Annotated in this window: 18 protein-coding genes; 11 read left to right on the forward strand and 7 right to left on the reverse strand. The window is 58.9% G+C overall.

Features of this window, described 5'->3' with window-relative positions; genetic code table 11:
- Positions 1-5: 5 nt before the first annotated feature.
- The gene (locus BLU28_RS11970; protein ID WP_077986361.1) at positions 6-533 is read right to left on the reverse strand and encodes a dihydrofolate reductase family protein; all 528 of its coding nucleotides are present in this window, start codon (positions 531-533) and stop codon (positions 6-8) included.
- Between the two features lie 47 nt (positions 534-580).
- Here BLU28_RS11970 and BLU28_RS11975 point away from each other — a divergent pair, with 47 nt between their 5' ends.
- From BLU28_RS11975 to BLU28_RS11990, 4 genes are all read left to right on the forward strand, one after another.
- Positions 581-1,150: a TetR/AcrR family transcriptional regulator gene (locus tag BLU28_RS11975; RefSeq protein WP_077986362.1), complete on the forward strand. Its 570-nt coding sequence runs from the start codon at positions 581-583 to the stop codon at positions 1,148-1,150.
- 373 nt (positions 1,151-1,523) lie between these two features.
- Entirely contained in the window at positions 1,524-2,123 is a 600-nt protein-coding gene (locus tag BLU28_RS11980; protein WP_077986472.1) for a superoxide dismutase, read from the forward strand.
- 103 nt (positions 2,124-2,226) lie between these two features.
- Positions 2,227-2,562, forward strand: a complete 336-nt coding sequence (fdxA, locus tag BLU28_RS11985; protein WP_035208224.1) for a ferredoxin FdxA — start codon at positions 2,227-2,229, stop codon at positions 2,560-2,562.
- A gap of 11 nt (positions 2,563-2,573) precedes the next feature.
- Entirely contained in the window at positions 2,574-3,137 is a 564-nt protein-coding gene (locus BLU28_RS11990; RefSeq protein ID WP_077986363.1) for a flavin reductase family protein, read from the forward strand.
- 153 nt (positions 3,138-3,290) lie between these two features.
- Here BLU28_RS11990 and BLU28_RS11995 read toward each other — a convergent pair whose 3' ends face one another.
- From BLU28_RS11995 to BLU28_RS12010, 4 genes are all read right to left on the reverse strand, one after another.
- Positions 3,291-4,247 carry a hypothetical protein gene (locus tag BLU28_RS11995; RefSeq protein WP_077986364.1) on the reverse strand — a complete coding sequence of 319 codons (957 nt, stop codon included), beginning with the start codon at positions 4,245-4,247 and terminating at the stop codon, positions 3,291-3,293.
- A gap of 80 nt (positions 4,248-4,327) precedes the next feature.
- Entirely contained in the window at positions 4,328-6,013 is a 1,686-nt protein-coding gene (locus BLU28_RS12000; protein ID WP_077986365.1) for an ABC transporter permease, read from the reverse strand.
- Positions 6,010-7,095 carry an ABC transporter ATP-binding protein gene (locus tag BLU28_RS12005; protein WP_077986366.1) on the reverse strand — a complete coding sequence of 362 codons (1,086 nt, stop codon included), beginning with the start codon at positions 7,093-7,095 and terminating at the stop codon, positions 6,010-6,012. The genes BLU28_RS12000 and BLU28_RS12005 overlap by 4 nt, the downstream gene beginning before the upstream one ends.
- Before the next feature lie 110 nt (positions 7,096-7,205).
- Positions 7,206-8,198, reverse strand: coding sequence for an ABC transporter substrate-binding protein (locus tag BLU28_RS12010; protein WP_045534431.1), 993 nt, complete (start codon positions 8,196-8,198; stop codon positions 7,206-7,208).
- A gap of 288 nt (positions 8,199-8,486) precedes the next feature.
- On the opposite strand from BLU28_RS12010, the gene BLU28_RS12015 reads away from it, so the two are divergent.
- Entirely contained in the window at positions 8,487-9,620 is a 1,134-nt protein-coding gene (locus BLU28_RS12015) for an ROK family transcriptional regulator (protein WP_044459921.1), read from the forward strand.
- 112 nt (positions 9,621-9,732) lie between these two features.
- Here BLU28_RS12015 and BLU28_RS12020 read toward each other — a convergent pair whose 3' ends face one another.
- Entirely contained in the window at positions 9,733-10,683 is a 951-nt protein-coding gene (locus tag BLU28_RS12020) for an AraC family transcriptional regulator (protein WP_077986367.1), read from the reverse strand.
- Positions 10,684-10,778: 95 nt separating this feature from the next.
- Between BLU28_RS12020 and BLU28_RS12025 the strand changes: the two genes are divergently transcribed.
- Entirely contained in the window at positions 10,779-11,528 is a 750-nt protein-coding gene (locus BLU28_RS12025) for an SDR family oxidoreductase (protein ID WP_077986368.1), read from the forward strand.
- Between the two features lie 131 nt (positions 11,529-11,659).
- On the opposite strand, the gene BLU28_RS12030 is transcribed toward BLU28_RS12025, so the two are convergent.
- Positions 11,660-12,556 carry a glycerophosphodiester phosphodiesterase family protein gene (locus tag BLU28_RS12030; RefSeq protein ID WP_077986369.1) on the reverse strand — a complete coding sequence of 299 codons (897 nt, stop codon included), beginning with the start codon at positions 12,554-12,556 and terminating at the stop codon, positions 11,660-11,662.
- Positions 12,557-12,768: 212 nt separating this feature from the next.
- Between BLU28_RS12030 and BLU28_RS12035 the strand changes: the two genes are divergently transcribed.
- The 5 genes from BLU28_RS12035 to BLU28_RS12055 all read left to right on the forward strand — a co-directional run bounded on the left by BLU28_RS12035 (position 12,769) and on the right by BLU28_RS12055 (position 19,433).
- A complete protein-coding gene (locus tag BLU28_RS12035) occupies positions 12,769-13,917 on the forward strand; it encodes an ROK family transcriptional regulator (RefSeq protein ID WP_077986370.1) in 1,149 nt (382 codons plus the stop codon).
- 194 nt (positions 13,918-14,111) lie between these two features.
- Entirely contained in the window at positions 14,112-14,618 is a 507-nt protein-coding gene (locus BLU28_RS12040) for a sigma-70 family RNA polymerase sigma factor (protein ID WP_006697272.1), read from the forward strand.
- Between the two features lie 84 nt (positions 14,619-14,702).
- Entirely contained in the window at positions 14,703-15,671 is a 969-nt protein-coding gene (locus tag BLU28_RS12045; protein WP_077986371.1) for a FecR family protein, read from the forward strand.
- 109 nt (positions 15,672-15,780) lie between these two features.
- Positions 15,781-18,210 carry a TonB-dependent siderophore receptor gene (locus BLU28_RS12050; RefSeq protein WP_077986372.1) on the forward strand — a complete coding sequence of 810 codons (2,430 nt, stop codon included), beginning with the start codon at positions 15,781-15,783 and terminating at the stop codon, positions 18,208-18,210.
- Entirely contained in the window at positions 18,210-19,433 is a 1,224-nt protein-coding gene (locus BLU28_RS12055) for an MFS transporter (protein WP_077986373.1), read from the forward strand. Before BLU28_RS12050 ends, BLU28_RS12055 begins: the two co-directional genes overlap by 1 nt.
- The last annotated feature ends 19 nt before the right edge of the window (positions 19,434-19,452 follow it).

The following is a 19,452-nucleotide window of genomic DNA, read 5'->3' on the forward strand; positions in this document are numbered from 1 at the left end:
GAGCGTCATGAAAAGCGGTAATGCAATCTCACACAGCCCTTGTCGATTGCTGTTGCATTTATCAGCGTCGGGCTTGCCCGGTACCCGGTCAGAGGAAAGAGAGGCTGGCCGCAGCCGAGTATTTCCGGGATCACATATATTTCGATCTCATCCAGCGCGCCGCGCTCCATGAAGGCCATCTGCAGCCGGCCCCCGCCGAGCATCCAGACATCGCCGTCATCGACCGCACGCAATTCCTCGATCAGCGAGTCCAGGTCGGCGCGCACTTCCAGCGCGCCTTTCGGCTGCTTGATCGGCCGCGACGTGACGACGATGACACGGTGGCCGTCATAGGCCCAGGGGCTCTGCTCCCCGGCAATGAAATCATACGTCGCCCGCCCCATGACCACGGTCCTTATCCCCTTCAGGAACAGGCGATAATCATGTTCGCCGAGGTCCATGTCGTCATACTTGTAGAGCCAGTCGAGAGACCCGTCTCCCGACACGATCAAGCCGTCCAGACTGGCAGCTATATATCCACGAATGATTGCCATTCCACCCTCCTTGATTTATAAATGAATATACGTTTATAAATATCCTCATGCCAAGACACAAGCTTGTTTCCGATGAAGAGGTACTTGACGCCCTGCTGCCGCTGATGTTGCAGACCGGGCCTGACGGCCTGACCTTTGCCGCCGCGGCCAAAGCCAGTGGCCTCTCTGCCGCTACGCTGGTACAGCGCTACGGCAACCGCGAAGACCTTGTGGAGTCTGTGCTGATGCGCGCGTGGGACAACCTGCTGGCGCAGACGCGGACAGCGGACGAGGAGGAGCCGTTAACGCCACAGGGCGCGATATCGCTGCTGATGCGGCTTATGCCGGGCGACGCTGCAGAACAGAACGCCTGTGACGGGCTCCTGCTGCTCAGGGAGGATATCCGCAATCCGAAACTCAGGGCGAAAGGTGCCCTCTGGGGCAAGATTCTCGCACAATCGCTGGGGCGCCGGGTCTCGAAGGATGAAGAAACCGCAGCAAGGCTCGGCTGGCAGATGGCTGCCGTCTGGCAGGGCGCGCACACGTGGTGGGCGTTCACCCGCGGTGAAGATGCGGATTCGGCAATTCGAAGAGCGCTTCAGGACTGGGTGGACATGGTGGAACGGGCTGGGCGGTGAAATTCGGAGGGTACTGTCGGTGTCTCAAGTATTAACGGATCTGGCGCATTTGGATCCCTCACGACGGGTGTTTCCATGGAGACGGCAGAAAACTGGTCGCTTGATGCAGCACTCCTTTTTAACATAGAGGGCGATGGGGAAACATCAGCAGGCGCGAAACTCGGCGTCAGCAAGAAATTCTAGGCGCAAAGGCAAAGCAAACCGAAGCGCCGTCCCGTTGGCTGCCCTGCCTCACCAGTACGGCGGCACGCCGTTGGCATGACATAAAAAACCGCTTGACCTCAACCGCGATTGAGGTCCTAGAAGTACTGTCACCTTGTTTTCGCAAGGCTCTTTCATGCTCTTGAGCGAACAGTTGACAAAGGAATACCCCATGGCTTTCCAGCTTCCCGACCTGCCCTATGCCCATGATGCGCTCGCCCCCTCGGGGATGTCCGAGGAGACGCTGAAGTTCCATCATGATCTTCATCACAAAGCCTATGTCGACAATCTCAACAAGGCGATATCAGGGACCGAGTGGGAAAACAGGAACCTCGAAGAGATCGTCCGAGGCACCTATCAGAAGGGTGCGGTGACGCAATCCGGCATATTCAACAACGCCTCCCAGCACTGGAATCACACTCTCTTCTGGGAAATCATGGGGCCTGAGCATCATGCGATGCCCAAGGTGCTGGAAGAGGCGCTGACACAGTCCTTCGGCTCGGTAGCATTGTTCAAGCAGAATTTCGCCCTCGCCGGCGCTTCCCAGTTCGGCTCCGGCTGGGCGTGGCTGGTAGTGGATACCGATGGTTCTCTGAAAATTACCCGCACTGAAAACGGGGTCAATCCACTGTGCTCCGGACAGAAGGCGCTTCTTGGCTGCGATGTGTGGGAACACAGCTATTACATCGATTTCCGCAACAAGCGCCCGGCCTATATCGAGAACTTCCTCGATAATCTGGTGAACTGGCAGGCGGTCGCCGGTCGTCTCTGATCTGATTGAACCAATCTGGCCGGCGCCGCTACCTCGTGCGGCCCGTCGGCTCAGGCGCAGCCGGACAGCCGCCGTCCGGCTGCCATTCCGTTCGAGCACCCAGATGCCCTATGTCGTCACCGAAAACTGCATCGCCTGCAAATATATGGACTGTGTGGACGTCTGCCCGGTCGAATGTTTTTATGAAGGCGAGAACATGCTCGTCATCCATCCCGATCAATGTATCGACTGTGGCATTTGCGAGAGCGAGTGCCCCGCCGCAGCGATCAGGCCAGATACGGAGCCCGGACTGCACGTCTGGCTCGACCTTAACCGCCACTATTCCGGCATCTGGCCGCGCGTGCATCAAAAGAGAGCGCCGCCAGACAATGCCGATATCATGAATGGCGCGGCGGCCAAGTTTTCCATTTTTTCGAAAAATCCGGGAGCGGGCGGTTAGCCCGGCGTCGCATGTCTCATAATCTCAAGCTCATCGATGGCGGTGCGGTCAATCACGCGCATCTTCCGCTTAAAACCTCCGCTACGCCGGCAGTCTCACCACGTGAGTTCAAAGACGCGATGAGCGCCCTCGCCTTCACCGTCGCGGTGGCCTCATCCGCCCATGGGGGTGAGCGGATCGGACGCACGATCACCTCCTTCATGCCGCTCAACGCGGAGCCACCGCTTCTGATGATCTCCATCGACGCCAGCAGCCGTATGGTCGACCTCGTAGCCGCATGCCGGCGGTTTTCCGTTGCCGCGCTGTCCAGGGGCCAGGAAGAGATCGGCGACGTTTTCGCGGGGAAGGGAAACCTGCCGGATCGGTTTTCGATTGGCCAGTGGGATTCCTGGCCTTCAGGAAGCCCTCGGCTTGCCGGGGCGCTGCTCTCCCTTGATTGCGAGCTCGTCGGCTCCGTTGATGCCGCCGACCACATCCTGTTCGTTGGCGCCATCACCGAATCGATCCCGGATCCCTCACGCAAAGCCCTGCTTTGGAGCGATCGCTCCTATACCGGCAGAGAGACGAGGGGCTAGCGATCCAGGGTTCCCCCCGACGACCTCAGATACACAGCGTCTTCAGTCGGCTTTAACACTCCCACAAAGTGGCGAGAGCCTGGCAGTCAATTATGGGATTTTGCAGCCTGGTAGAACACAGCCAGCGACCCCATATCTGCCGCAGCAGGTTTATTACCGAGCCTTTAGGCATATCACCGTCCTGTCGTCACTGAATTCGCCCGTTGTGGACCCCTTCACCGACGGGTAGTCGCTGAGCTTGTGAAAATCTGCTGCCTCGACGCGGGCAAATTCCGCTTCCCAGTCTGCGACGTCGATGCCGCTTGGCAATGACAGATAACCATCAGAGAAAATTTCGAGGCTTGTGACCGTGTCCTTGGCAAGGGATAGATCGACCAAGCCCTCCCCTATCACCTGCCCACCGTTGATCGACGCGTAACCGAGAACATGGCCCTGCCTGTTTGCATAATGTGGCTGGACACGAATGCCGCCCATCAGAAACTCTTCGACCGCTTCCATATCGTTTTGAAGGCCGCTTGCGACAGCCGCGGCGGCGACGACTTTTTCGGCTTCCGGCATCGTCATGATGCCAGCTTTAACAGCAGCGTGAAGGCCGGAAAATATGGTGGCGCGGGTTTTTGCCTCAGCAGCATCGCCGTCCCCATGTGTCGCCAGGAGCCCTTTGAAAACATGAATTCGCGCCGACGTGCTGACCTTGTCTATCAGCTTGGCGTGCTGCAGCAGGCGGGTACCGTTGATACGCACACCAGAATCCCCGGCCAGAAGCAGGCGAAAACTGTCACCCAGATCTGCAACAATCGCGAGCGTTGTGGATGGCGGATGGCTTGCATTGATGCGCTTCGCCTCGCATTTCAGGAGGTCGCTGATACTTTGAAACAGAGCTGCCGCCTCACAGCTTTGCAAGGCGCCCTTTATGCTCATCTCGGCGACCGCGTTTGCTGCGGCAAGTGCGGCGATACGGCCGGAACTCAGCCCGTCGTAACTTGCTCCGGTCGGATCGGTCGCACCGTCGAAAACAGCCAGAACCCGGCCGGGAAGAAGAACTGCCACGTCGTCCCCCGGCGTTGCGGCGTTCTTGTATTTCGATTGCGAAAAGCTCGCGATATTCATTTTGTTGATTTCCTTGCAGAGGGTAGCGGACGGCGACACGTCGGTCGCCGCAGCTATTGTCTTTACTGGGGTGTAAGAGGTCAGACGAAGGAAGCTTCCTTGTCTTCCGAAAGGCGAAAGACGACGAAGACACAGATCCCGGTGCTGACCAATAGTACGGTCGAAAGCGCGGCCGCAGTCCCGAATTCACCGTCGATTACCTGGATGTAGATCAGGACCGGCATGGTAATCGTGCGCGCCGTATAAAGGATCAGCGTCGAGGAAAGCTCGTTGATGGCGGTGATGAAGCTCATCAGCGAACCGATGATGAGGCCTGGCAACATCAATGGCACCGTCACCGACAGGAATGTCTTTGCGGGTGAAGCTCCAAGATTAACCGCCGCCTCCTCGATCGACGGCTTGATCTGCCTCAGGATCGATGTCGTGGATCGGACGCCATAGGGCAGCCGGCGTATGAACACCAGAAGGATGATGATGAGCGCCGTCCCGGTGATATCGAAAGGAGGATATCGGAACGTCGTGACGTAACCGATCGCCATAACGACGCCCGGAATGAGATACGGCACCATCAATAACAGATCGAGCGAGCCGGAAACGGCATTATCGCGCCTCACGACGATAAAGGACAGGAGCCCGGAGACGACCGCGATAAGCACCACTGCGGCCAGTGCGAAGGTAAAGCTGTTGGCTATGGCCTGAGGGGAATCCCTCAAAATGCGAGCATAGCTGTCTAACCCGAAGCCGCCGGTAAAGACGGGGCCGTTCGTCGCCAGGAAAGATGTATAGATGACCGTTAGAGAAGGCAGCATGGCAATGAACACTACCAGATAGCAGAAACCGTGAACGATGAATGACTTCAGCGGGCGCATCGACTGTTTAACGGGTCGGTTGGTCAGGGAGCTGGCGTAGCGGCGCTTGGCGAGAATGTGCCGTTGGAGAAGAAGCGCTGCCATGGAAATCCCGATCATCACCATTGAAATCGTGACGGCCATGGTCGGCGTGCCCGCCATTTCGGAGGTATATTGCGCATAGGCAATGGTCGATAGCGTTCTGATGCCCTTGCCAAGAATGGCCGGTGTTCCGAAGTCGGCGATGGAAAGCACGAAGCAGATGATCGCACCTGTGCTGACTGCTGGAAAAACAAGGGGCAAGGTGATTTTGCGGAAACGCTCAAACGCCGTGCAGCCGAGGTTTTCCGCCGCATCCTCATAAGACTTGTTGATGGTGTTCAGAGCATTTTCCGTCATCAGGAAGATATACGGGAAGAACTTCAGGCTGAAGACCATGACGATGCCGGGTATTCCATAAATCGTTGGCAACGAGATGTCGGCAAAAGACAAAAGGTTGGTAACCGCACCGTTGGCGCCGAACAGCATGATCCAGGCATAAGCACCGATGAAAGGCGGTGCGCAGAGAACAAGAACTGCAAAGGTCGCGATGAATGTGCGTCCCTTGATGCGATAACGCGACGTGCAAAATGCAAGCGGGATCCCAAGTAGACAGGCACCGAGCATGCCCAGGACGCCGATCAGCAATGTGTTCCAAAGGGCCACGGTGTAAAACCGGCGCGTGAATACCTCCGCGTAATTGCTGAGCCCGAACGCACCGGTCTTTGCATCAAAAAAGCTGATGAAAAACACACTGAATATCGGAAGGATCAGGAAAATTGCCAGCAAGATCACGGCAAGCGCCGTGACACTTGTCCAGAAACCCGGCAGCCGCAGGCGGAAACCTCCAGGCGTTGAAGTGGCGGTCATATCCGTCATGACAAGCGCTCCCCCGTCACACCTTCACCGAAAAGCTGAGTATCGGCCGCCCGCCAGGAAAAGGTTGTCTTCTGGTTCGGCTCAAGGGCGATGATCTCTGGTGACGGCTTGGTGATTGCCTCGATCTCTTCACCCGAGGAGAGTACGGCCGCCACGTTCATTTCACGTCCGGCGAAACTGACCTGACGGATGGTCACGGGCAGGTCGATGCGGTCTTGGGCAGAGATCGCGGAAAGACCCACTGAAATCGCCTCGGGGCGGATCGCTGCGACGACCTTCCGTTCCGGTGAAATCGCATCCGCTTGCGGCAGTGCAACCTTGTGGCCTGACAGGAATATCTGCCCGCCCGTGCGATCAAGCGTCAGGAAGTTATTGGCTCCAACGAAAGACGCGACGAAACGGTTAGAGGGATTATTGTAGACTTCCCAGGGTGGCGCAGCCTGCTGAATTACTCCCCCATACATGACGCAAACCAGATCGGACATGGCGAGCGCCTCTTCCTGATCATGGGTAACATAGACCGTCGTGATGTTCATGGCCTGCTGGATTTCACGCAGTTCCCGCCGCAGGTCCACGCGCAGTTTGGCGTCGAGGTTGGATAGCGGCTCGTCCATCAAAAGCACTTTGGGATTAATGACCAGTGCGCGCGCGAGGCCCACACGCTGCTGCTGGCCGCCGGAAAGCTCGTGCGGCATGCGCTTGGCATACGGAGCAAGCTGCACGATATCGAGGATCTTGGCGACTCGTTCGCGGATCTCGGCGGACGATGCCTTACGTTGCTTCAGACCGAAGGCAATATTATCGAACACGGAAATATGCGGAAAAACTGCGTAATCCTGAAACACCATCCCGACATCACGCTTATGGGCGGGCACATGCTCAATCGCCTGTCTTTCGATGCTGATGCTGCCACTGTCCTGTTGGTGAAACCCGGCGATCGTGCGCAAAAGGGTGGTCTTTCCACAACCGCTCGGGCCAAGCAGCGTGAAAAATGATCCCGAAGGAATTGAGATGCTGATGTCGGAAAGTGCAACGACATTACGATAGCTTTTCTTGATGCTGTTAATCTCAACGGCGGCCATGTGCTGCTCCAAGATATATCCTGCGCGGCGCGCGACCACGGTGGACGGAATGAAAATGTGGATGTGAACGAGTAGAGGGGGGACGGCGCGTGATGCGCCGCCCTATGCTCTTACTGGACGTCGAGAAGTATCTCGTTCCATTTTTCCATCAGGCGCGATCGGTTGTCGGCAGCCCACTTGAAATCGTATTTCGCATCAGGAACATCCGAGAGCGGAACAAGTGCCGCGTTTGCCGGAACATCGGTTCGTACCGACCGACGGCCGGCTTTCACCACGACTTCCTGCGCTTCCTTGGACACGATGAAATCGATGAAAGCCTTGCCGTTCTCGGCGTTCGGCGCACCCTTGACGAGCGCCATACCATCGGGCGCTATTGCCGTGCCTTCTTGTGGGTAGACAATCTCGACCGGAGCGCTGCCTAGCTTGTAACGCAGAGCGGCATCTTCGAGCGTAATGCCTACGGCCTGCTCGCCATCATTGACAAAACGTGGAACGGCCCCGGAAGAGGTGGATAGGACAGAGTTACCAAGGATGCCGGTATAGATCTCCCAGCCCTTCTCCTCACTGTCGAAGTCCTGCAAGACAGTTGCCATCTGGATGTATGCTGAACCAGATTGATCAGCGCGGGCCGAGGAGATCAGGCCCTTATATTCAGGCTTGGCGAGATCGGCCCAGGACGTCGGAACCGGCGCGCCTTTCAAAGCCTCTTTGTTGACAATGAAGGCTGTCACGACAGCTGTGAAAGGCACCCAGTTCGCACTCGGCGAAAAAGCTGTGTTGATCGCGGCCGCTTCGACAGGCTTGTAAGGCTCGAAAAGATCAGCGGAGAAGTCGATGACGGTGCCGTCAACGCTCCAGATCACGTCGCCCGCCGCCTTGCCGCTTTCTGCCTTAATGCGGTTCATCAGTTCGCCGGATCCAGCTTTAACAAGCTCCACCTTGGTGCCGGTCTTCTTTTCAAACATTGGCAACAACTCGTCCATGAGCTGCTGCGGCGCTGCCGAATACACCACGACAGTGCCTTGTGCGTGGGCGAGTGCGGCGCTTGCTAGGAATGCTGCGCCAGTAAAAAGGCGCGCGAAAACAGTGCATGATTGACGCATGAGGATCTCCGTTTTTTGTTCCCTGACAGACGAGGACTTGCGACAGGTTCTTGCTATTTTTGGTGTCGTTGCTCGTTGTCTGATATTTATTTTCTTTACGTAAATTAATAAGTCAAGCGGCGATTGGTTCTAAAATTCCTAAAGGCCCTAGTTCATTGATAAAACGGGGAATTAAGGGAACTCAATTCGCCTCATACTGGCTCGATATGCCTCTGACTCATCGAAATTTGCTGTACAACCGCTTGGTTTGCGCTATTCATCCGGCGTAACGTCTCGCAGGAGAATGGTTTGATCGACCTCGGCTACAATGAGCGGCGACTGCTTGAAATCTTGCGCGGAAAGGGAGGCATGTCGCGTATCGAGCTGGCACGCGAGATGGATGTCTCTGCACCGACCCTAACACGCCTGACCGCAAATCTTCTCGAATCCGGCCTGATCCTCGAGGCGGAGGAAGCTCGCAGTGGCGGCAAGCGCGGCAAACCCTCCACGGCAATTGAAATAAACCCGAATGGACTATTCACTCTGGGGGTCTATTTCAATCCAGACGATCTGCGTGTTTGTATCGCCGATCTGAACGGCACGATCAGGCAGGAAATTCGGTCCGAACTCGAAGGGCACAGTTTCGAACACATCATGGAAATGGCTGAAAGGGCTTCCCGCCAAGTGCTGGAAAAGGCTAAAATAAGAAAGAAGGATGTCCTGGGTTGCGGCATCAGCTTTCCGGGCCACTTCAAGCGCGATCGAGGCCATGTGTTTCGCATCAGGCAGTTCGAGAACTGGCGCGATATAGACGTCGAAAAGGACTTCCAACCCTATTTCGATTTCCCGGTCTTTCATGAAAACGACGGCAACACCGTCATTCTCTCAGAGCTTTATTACGGTGCGGGCCGCAGTATCCGTAACTTTGCGATGATCTGGTTGACATATGGTATCGGCGGCGCCGTCGTGGTGCAGCGTCATCTTTATCGCGGCACGAACGGAAATGCTGGCGAGTTTGGTGGCCTGTTTCCCAAATCACATCCTCGTCCCTCCGGACAGGATCTTTGCGACACGCTTGCCGCCCACGGGGTGGGTGTCCGGCGCTTAAGGGATATTGATGAAAGCTATCGCGACCATCCGGCGGTGGTTACTTGGCTTGAAAGGGCAACGGACCAGCTGCGGGTGTTGGCTCTGACCGTCGCCCGCACGATGGATCCCGGCGCCATCATTTTTGGCGGATCACTGCCCAACTGGATTCTCGACCATATCGTGGAGCGCATCGGGTCGCTGGAAATGCTTGGCGAGGATTTCTTCGTGGAGCCCCCCGAAATACGCAAATCGATGATGAGTGACTTGCCGCATCTCGGTGCAGCCAGCATACCGATCTACCGTGCCACGACGCCCAGCTATTATTCAGGTAGGGCGCTGAAGGGATGGGCTTAGCCGCCGTTAGCCGGTAGCCGTCTGCCCAATAAGAGCCGGCGAAGATCCGCGGCGCCCATGTGGAGCGAACCCGCCTATTCCGCCCCTCCCTCGCGGTAAGCCGGGACGGCCCTTATCGCATGACCGGCAACGGCTGGAAAAATCCTGCCTGCTGTCGGCGTCTGTCGCCATTTGCGCGGGCAAAGACGCCAGGAGCGACACCGCTTCTTCTGCGGAAAGCGGTGCTGAATGCACTGACGGATTCATAGCCGATCTCCTCCGCGATATCATCGAGGGACTTCACCCCGCGTATCAGCGCGTCCCTGGCCAGCGCCATCCGCCAGCGAGCCAGATACTCAATCGGCGCGCAGCCTAGCATTTCATTAAATCGTGCTGCGAAGGCCGAACGCGACATGCCGGCGATGCGAGCCAGTTCGGCCACGGTCCAATTCACACGTATATCGGCGTGCATGGCGGACAATGCGCGGGCAAGCCCCGGCAAGCGCATTCCCTTCACCAGTCCTGCAGGAATGGCCTCGTTACCGGCGTTCGGCCGACGTAGCACTTCAACCAGCAAAACCTCCAGCATGCGCCGTATGATCAAATCCTTGCCCACATCCTCGCGCGCGCACTCCTCCGCCAGCAACTCGATCAGACGCGCCAGCCGGGATGCTCCACCCTCTCCCGCAGGCACATGGATCAACTCGGGCATCAACGAAAGCAGCAGCGCCGCGTTGATCGGCTCGAACGTGAAACTTCCTCCCAGCGCAACAAAATCGGGTTCCCCATGCTGTTCCCCATGCCGCACCGCCTGATCTTGCGGCTCGACCGGAATGCAGTCGACGTCGGCATCGCTGCAAAGCGAGAAGGCGGGCGTGGACGGCAAAAGCAGGAAATCGCCACGCGCCAGCCGCAGAGGTTCCCGGCCATCGATCATAAGCCATGCCGCACCGACCAGCACGACGGCAAAGCCCGGGGCGTCATAGGCGCGATAACGCACGCCCCATCGGCCTCGTCCGGAAATTGGCTTCGAAACGGCGGCGCCCGGCCGCAAAAGATCGATAATATCGCTGAGAGGATCCATTATCTGGACGATCAATAATAAATTGTGGTGTTACGAGCATATATCATCCAGAGCACATCGTCTATCTCCGGCCATATCGAACAAAGGAGATTATGATGACCAAAACGATCCTCGTCACCGGCACTTCGTCGGGCTACGGCAAGGCAACCGCCGAGTTCTTCCTATCACGTGGCTGGAATGTCATTGCGACCATGCGGCGTCCGGATCCCGATCGCCTCGTTGGCAACACCGACCGGTTGCGCGTCCTCCCGCTGGATGTGACGGACGAACAAAGCATCGCAGCCCTGATCGATGCGGCAGGTCCGGTCGATGTGCTGGTGAACAATGCCGGCATCGGTATGGTCGGCGCTTTCGAAGCGACACCCATATCGGCAATCCGCACGATCTTCGAGACCAACAGTTTTGGTGTGATGGCGATGACGCAGGCCATAATCCCGCAGATGCGAAAGCGCAGATCCGGCACCATCATCAACGTAACATCCAGCGCCACGCTCGCCTCTTTCCCGCTCGCCGCCGCCTACACTGCCAGCAAGCAGGCAATCCAGGGCTTCTCCGGCTCGCTCGCGCATGAACTGGGTCATTTCAATATCAGGGTAAAGCTGGTGGAACCTGGCTATGCCCCGACCACTCGCTTCGCGACAAACGCCATCGTGCCGCTGGAACGGCTGTTGCCGGAGGATTACATGGACTTTGCAACGCCGATCCTTGAAGGCTTCGCCAAACCTCTCCTGACAACCAGCGAAGACGATGTTGCCGAAGCGATATGGGGCGCCATCCATGACGTATCCGGCCAGCTTCGTTTTCCCGCTGGTCGTGATGCAGTTGCGCTGTCCCGAATGAACTGACGACCGATTGCGGCTTTACAGGACATTGCTCGGTTCCGGCCTTCCAACGGATAAAATCGAGATGGCAGATGTTTCAGAACATCTGTCATCGTCTTTACCAAAATGATGGCGACGGCGCTCGAGACGCATGCTCATGTTGGCCATGCGCTGCCGGTTGCGCCAGGGGCCGTCTTTAGCCAGCCGGTAAAAGCTTCGACCTCATCCGTCTGGATCGCTCCGACGCCGGCCCTGGCGAGAGCGCCCCACACGGCTTCAGGGTCCGCCAGCGCGCGCGTGTCGTTGAAATCAAGGCAATGGGCGACGTCGAGCGTGTTGATCCAGAGACGGATGTTCTGGCGCTCCATCTCGGCACGACCTTCAGCGAGATCGGCTATATCGGTGAATTTCACCTCGATCATGGGCGCACACAACGCCTCGATACGGCGCAAATCCTCCGCAAACTTGCCCTTGCGCACCGGGAACATCGGCATATGTGGGATCTTGCCGAACCAGTGCGCATCCAGCACCTCGAAGCGGGCAGCTTCCGGGTCGATATCGGTCTTCACCAACACCTGATCTTGAATACCGAGCCGCAGCACGGTTTCCATCACCTGCGGCAGATCGCGGGCGAATTTTGTATCGATATTGACGGTGATCCTGCCACGCGCCTCTTCCAGCAGTTCTTCCAGCGTCGGCACGCATTCATCCGTCACGCCGGCTGCATCGCCGCCTGCACCGACTCTCAGCTTCGCGGCGTGGACGACCTCGAACGGCAGCGCGCTCACGGTGCCCTTCCCAGTCGTCGTGCGGTCGAGTGTGCCGTCATGAATGACGACCAGCCGGCCATCGGCCGTCGCCTGCGTGTCGATCTCGATCATCTCTACCCCCGCTGCAACCGCGGCACGGACGGAAGCCAGCGAATTTTCGGCCGTGGCGGTCCAGAAACCGCGATGGGCAATGGTCAGAATGGCCGGATTGTCGCGCGAGCAGAGCGCGAGGACATTACAGGGGCTGGAGGTATTTCGAGAGGCGGCAAGGGTTTGATGCATGATTTTCACTTTCAGACGTTGTGTTTACCGGCACTGGTTTGCCCGTGTCAGACTTTCCCCGTGCCGCGGCCGAGGCGGCTCCTGCGAACCGGTTGCTGACCGTCTGGATTTAATACACTCATAGTGTATTATTTATAACAGGATCCATGAAAAGTTATGTCAGCCACGGTGGTCAGCATTGCAGCCGCCCCGCACAGCCATTATCCAGAGCGATGACCATGGATCAGACCCAGCCCCAGAGTTTCGACCGCCAGCCGCTTGCCAGCGAAAACGAGCGTCTCATTCTGGATATCGTGCGCCGCCAGGGGCCGATTGCCCGCGCGTCGATCACCGGCCACACGAACCTGACCCAGCAATCCGTGCACCGCCTGATCGAGGGCCTGTTGGAGCGTGGGCTTCTGCGTACCGGCGCACCGATCAAGGGCACACGCGGCCAGCCGAGCCCGACCATCGAACTCGTGCCGGAGGCGGCTTACTCTCTTGGCATTTCCATCAACACCGACTCCCTGGTGATCTGCATCGCCGATTTCCGTTGCGATGTCATTGTCGAGGAAAAGCTGAAGATGCTTCCGGAGGACCGGGAAGAGACGCTCGCGGCCTTGTCGTTGGCGCTCGAACGGCTGCTGGCGGAACATGGCATTCCGCGCGAGCGACTACTTGGTCTCGGTTTTTCCATGTCCGGCTTTTTCGTGTCGGAGGACCGCGCCTTCAACGCGCCTGAACCTCTTCGCGACTGGTCGCTGATGGACCTGAAGCCTATCCTTGAGAAACAGTTCCAACTGCCTGTCTGGCTGGAGAACAACGCGACCACGGGCGCGATCGGCGAAAGCCTTCGGGGTGTCGGCTCCTGGTGTCAGACCTTCGCCTATCTGTCCTTCAATTACGGCTTCGGCGGCGGCTTGATCCTCGGCGGGCAACCGTTCCAGGGCTTCCATGGCAATGCCGGCGAATTCAGCGGCATATACAGCCCGGATGAAGCGCCCAAACGGCCGGCCCTGCAATATCTGATCGCCACCCTGCAGAAAAATGGTGTCGACATTCATTCGATCGAACCGCTGTATCAGCAGTTCGACCCCACATGGCCGGGCGTTGAGGAATGGCTGAACGAGACCATGCCGCAGGTGGACAGGCTAGTAGCGAGCCTGATCGCGGTTCTCGATCCGCAGGCCATCGTCTTCGGCGGACAATTGCCGCGCGCACTTGGCCAGATGATGATCGAGCGCACGCACATGCCTTCCCAGCGCGAACACCGTTATGGCGTCGGACCGAAGGAGGCCAAGCTGGTTCTCAGCGAAACAAAGGGCGATCCATCCGCCATAGGTGCGGCGCTGCTGCCGCTCAGGGTGCGCTATTTCCTGTAACTCAGCCCAAGCGGCCTGATGTAATCCCGCAACAATCATAACGGAAACGTGAGCCTGATTTCGCCCCCGGTTTTTTACTGGTTGGCAGCTTGCATCCGAGGGCGATAAATATGATTGCAACTATCATGTTTATGACATGACGCAGCATATCCTGTTGCTTCATGCGTCAAGCCAGTACGCCACCGGGTCGATTGATGAGCAAAGCTCTGTTACAGGTTCTCGATGCCGACGAGGAAAGCCGCCTGATGCGGTTTTTCCGCCGGCGCCTGCAGAACCGGGAAGACGCTGCCGACGCCATGCAGGAAACCGTGCTGCGGGCGCTGGAGGTTTCTCATGCCACGCTGATCGACAATCCACAGGCCTATCTCTTCCAGATCGCCCGGTCCGTCGCCCGCCTGACAGCCATTCGCCAGTCGCGAGAGCGGCCATTATTCGCACCCTACGAAGCGGGTTTTGCCGTTGCCTGCGAAGAGCCGGGGCAGGAGCGGATCGTCGCCGGGCGGCAGCATCTTATTTTAATGGCACGGGCCATCGAGGCCCTGCCCAAGCGTTGCCAGCAGGTCTTCGTGCTCAGCCGCCTGCATGGCCACTCCAACGGCGAAATCGCCGCCCGTCTCGGCATTTCCCGCAATATGGTGGAAAAACACATCATCAAGGCGCTGCTGCACTGCCGTCAGGTCCGCGCGCAAATAAAAATGTAGACCGTCATCAGGTGTTCGCATCCTTTTTCACTCTATAAGGGAAAGGGGAAACATCTCAGCACGCAACGAACGGCAGATCAGGACATGAACAAGCGCCCGGACGGTCTGAAGGATAAAGGCTTGACCGATGACGGTCTGGCCGAAGAGGCCGCGCTTTGGGTGGCGCGCATGCAATCGGCAGATGCGACGGAGGCGGAGCGCGAGGCGTTTCATGTCTGGCTGCGGGCCGATGCCGCCCATGCCAGTGCCTATGAGGACATGCAGAGCCTCTGGGGCGAGCTTGACGATATAGAGCTTGCGCCGGTTGCACAGCGAAAACGGCGCGGACCTCGCCGGGCAATGCTGGCGGGTGTTGCCGGTCTCTGCCTCATCGGGCTTGCAGCGCTGGTTGCGGAGAAAAGCGGATTGAAGGACCGCTGGCAGGCGGATTTTTACACCGAAATCGGCGAAACACGCCTGCTTTCGCTCGAAGACGGCAGCCGCATCAGCCTGAACACCGATACCGCGATTTCGGTTCATTATTCGCAAAAGGAACGGCGCATCACCCTTCTTCGCGGCGAAGCCTATTTCGATGTCGCCAAAAACCCGGAGCGGCCCTTCATCGTCGAGGATGGAGCGCTGACGGCAAAAGCGCTCGGCACCCATTATTCGGTGCGCACCGGCAATGGCGCGCTGCCGCAGGAGGTGCAGGTGGAGGAAGGCCGGGTGGAGGTGACCACAGGCGCCGAGATCGCCGTACTCACGCCCGGAGAGGCCGTGACCCTTGGCGGCGACGGCCGGCTGATGCGCGCCCGCAAGGATGTCGCCAAAAGCATGGCCTGGCGCGAAGGCAAGCTCGTCTTCTCCGGCCAGCCGCTACGCGAGGTTCTCGATATTCTCTCGCAATATCGCCGGGGCCGCATCGTCATCCTCGATGAGGCGGCGGCGAGGCAGCACGTCTCCGGCATCTTCGATCTCAAGGACACAGATCAGGCCCTCACCATTCTCGAAGAGAGCCTTCCCGTTTCGGTATCGCGGCTTTCCGGAATGCTGGTTTTCGTCCGCTCGCGATAAAGTAACTTTTTTCGCAGATCCGACGTCAGGAGTCGGTCCGCCTTTTCACTCTAGGCAATCAGGACCCGTTTCAGCGGGGGGCATGAGATCACGAGTGAGAGGGAATGACATGAAATTGGGTAAGCAGGCACGCGGCTGGTTCTGGCTGACGACGACGGCGATTATCGGGGGCATCGTCTCGGCAGGTCCGGGCGCCACGACCGCCAGCGCGCAGACACCGCCCGCCGCAAGCGGCGCACCCGCCACCGTCACCGTCTCCATTCCCGCAGGGCCGCTGGAAAACGCCATTCTCAGCTTCGGCCGCCAGGCCAATCTGCGCATGGTCTACCCCTCCGCGATCACCAGGGGTCGCAGCACGGTCGGCGTCAAGGGCACGCTCAGCGTATCGGCGGCAGTCAGCGGGCTTCTGGCCGGATCGGGACTGAACTATGCATTGGCCGGCGGCAATACCGTCCGCATTTTCGATCCCGCCAGCCAGACCGCCGAAAGCGGCGGTTCGGCTGCCGCCGGCAGCACCCTGCTTGCGCCGATCACCGTGCAGGGCACCGGCCTTGAAGGCGCCAGGGGCATCATCGAGAGCGATGGCTATGTCGGCAAATCCGGCCGCACCGCCACCAAGACCGATACGCCGGTTGCCGAAACCGCCCAGTCGATCACCACCGTCAGCCGCAAGCAGCTTGACGACCTGAAGCCGCAGAACCTCTCGGAAGCGCTGAACTACACGCCCGGCGCGCGCATCGGCCAATATGGCGCGGAGCCGCGTTTCGACGCCTTCAAGGTGCGCGGCACCGATCTCAGCACCACCGGCATCTTCCGCGACGGCCTGCGGCAGGTCAGCAGCCAGAACGGCAGTGCCCGGCTCGAGCCCTATGGCGTGGAAGCTGTTTCCATCCTGCGCGGTCCCGCCGCCTCCATCTATGGTGCAAGCAGCTCCGGCGGCATTGTCGATATCATCTCGAAACGCCCAACCGAAGAGACGCTGCGCGAGGTGGAGCTGCAATATGGCTCCTTCGGCCGCGTGCAGGGCGCTTTCGATCTTTCCGGCGCCGTCGATGACGACAAGACCATGCTTTACCGCCTGACCGGGGTGGCCCGCGACGGCCGCAACGAGATCAGCGCCATCAAGGACGACCGGCTGTTCATCGCGCCGGCCTTCACCTTCCAGCCGGATGCCGGCACCAAGCTGACGTTGCTCGGCGAATATATGGACAGCACCACCGGCGGCACCTGGGGATACATCAACAATTACGGCAGCGACGGCAAGTCGATCGGCGCGACGCGGGTTTATGGCGGCGATTCCCGTTTTAATGATTTCGAGCAGAAACAATGGCGTATCGGCTATGAGTTCGAGCATGAAATCAACGACAACGTCACCTTCTACAGCAAGGCGCGTTATTCGGCCCTTTCGGCCGACCAGCAATGGGTCTTCGCCAACTATCCCGGCATCACCATCGAGGACAATGAAGGCGTCTCCGCCGACAATTACTTGAAGACAGAATTCGACACAGGCCCGGCGAAACATACGCTGCTGACCGGTATCGACTTCAGCCACATGTCCTACACCTCAAAACAGGGCAGCGGCGCCAGCCCCTTCACCGACACCTTCACCTATGTGCCTGATGTGTCGCTGATACTGAAGCAGAGGATGAACACGCTCGGCATCTATGCGCAGGATCAGGTCGAAATCGACCGCTGGCGCCTGACGGCCGGCATTCGTCACGACTGGCTGGACACCGAATATCAGGCCCAGACCGTCGGAGACGCAGCGGCTCCCATCTATGATGGCGATGAAACCAAGACGACCGGCCGCGCCAGCCTCGGTTATGTCTTTGACAGCGGCGTGATGCCCTATATCAGCTACGGCACCTCCTTCGTCGCCAATCCGGGCGTCATCATCACCACGGGAACGGTAACGGGACAGGCGCAGCCGACGCTCGGCAAGCAATATGAGCTCGGCGTGAAATATGCCCTGCCGCAATATAACGCCCTGCTGAGCGCCGCCTTCTTCAATCTCGATCAGGACAATGCGACGGTCTATGAGACCTCGTCCGGCATCAACCTGCTGCGCCAGCTCGACCTGCGCTCGCGCGGCGTGGAACTCGAAGCCACGGCCTCGCTCGACAATGGCTGGAGCCTCATCGGCTCCTATTCCTATAACGACGTTGAAATTACCAAACTGACGTCGGAAACGGTGGGCAAGCAGCTCAATTCCTCGCCCTATCACACCTTCTCGCTGTGGGCCGATTACGAGTTCCAGAGCGGTGCGCTCGAAGGCCTCGGCATCGGCGCGGGCGTTCGTTACGTCGGATCGAGCTTCGGCGACAACCAGCACACCCCCATTCTTGACAATGAGGCCCGCACCTTCGTCGACGCCTCGCTGCGCTACGATCTCGGCAAGGCCCTGCCCTCGCTGGAAGGCGTGAAATTGCAGATCAACGCCACCAACCTTCTCGACGAGGTGAAACAGGTCTGCACCACAGGCTTCTGCTATTATGACGAAGGCCGCAAGGTCGTGGGCAGCATCCGGTATCGCTTCTGATGCTGCAGCAGAACCCTGCCACAACCAAGCCGTCGCCGGCCGCCGTCTTCGTGGCGGTCGGCGGGCTTTATGTCGGCCAGAGCGTGATTGGCGGGCTGACCTTTCTCGGCCTGCCGGCGGTGCTCAGAACCACCGGACTGCCGCTGGACCAGATCGGCCTTCTTTATCTCGTCGTTCTGCCCTGGGCGCTGAAATTCCTCTGGTCACCGCATGTGGAGCGTTACCGGCTGCCGCCCGTTGGCAGGAACCGGTCGCGAGTGATCGTCGGCACGGGCATCGCCGCCTGCGCCTGCGGCCTCGCTGTTCTTGCTTTCACCGGCCCGTCGCCGGTTTCCGTCGCAATCGCCATCCTATCGGTAATCGGGCTGGTGACGGCGACAGTCGACATCGCCTGCGACGGCTATGCGGTCGAAACGCTGGCGGAAGAGCATCATGGATGGGGCAACGCCGCACAGGTAGGCGGCTCCTATCTCGGCTCCGCCATCGGCGCCGGCCTGTTTCTGGTGCTGGTGGACCGCGCCGGCTGGACGAGCGCCACGCTGGTCATGGCCGGGCTGGTCATCCTGCTCGCGCTCCCCTTCCTGCTCGGACCGGCGGCAAGAACGGTCCCGCAAACACGGGACCACCTGCCATCGATCAAAAACGCGCTCAAGCGACGGGAAGTCCGCACCGGCCTTCTCGTGGCGGCCGTTTATGTCGCGGCGCAGAAATGGGGTCTGGCAATGCTCGGCCCGTTCCTGGTCGATTACGGTTTCGATCTCGCCACCATCGGCGCACTGAATGGCGTGGGCAGCATGATCGTCGGTTTCGCCGGCGCGCTGCTCGGCGGAACGCTGGTACGCCTCTACGGGGCGTCACGAATCCTGCTCATCGCCATCTTCGTGCAGACTGCGCTGTTGTGCCTTTTCGCCTATTTCAGCGTTCATCGCGATATTTCGCAATGGGTCGTCATGGCGGTTGCGGTGGCTAGCTCGTCGGGCATCATGTCCATCGGCTTCGTCGCGCTTTACGCCTGCTTCATGGGCTGGTCCGACCCCCGGCAGGCCGGGGTCGATTTCACCCTGTTCCAGTGCATGGATGGCGTTGTCGGCATGATTGGCGGGCTGGGCGCAGGCGCGATTGCCGAAAAATTCGGCTATCAAGCCTCCTTCATCATTGCCGCCATCGTTTCGGTGCTCGCCGCACCGGTCATCTTCCTGCTGATGCGACGGCAGAACTCTTGAGCCGAAGCCCCGGCCGCGG

This window comes from Agrobacterium pusense, assembly GCF_900102105.1.
Classification (GTDB): domain Bacteria; phylum Pseudomonadota; class Alphaproteobacteria; order Rhizobiales; family Rhizobiaceae; genus Agrobacterium; species Agrobacterium pusense.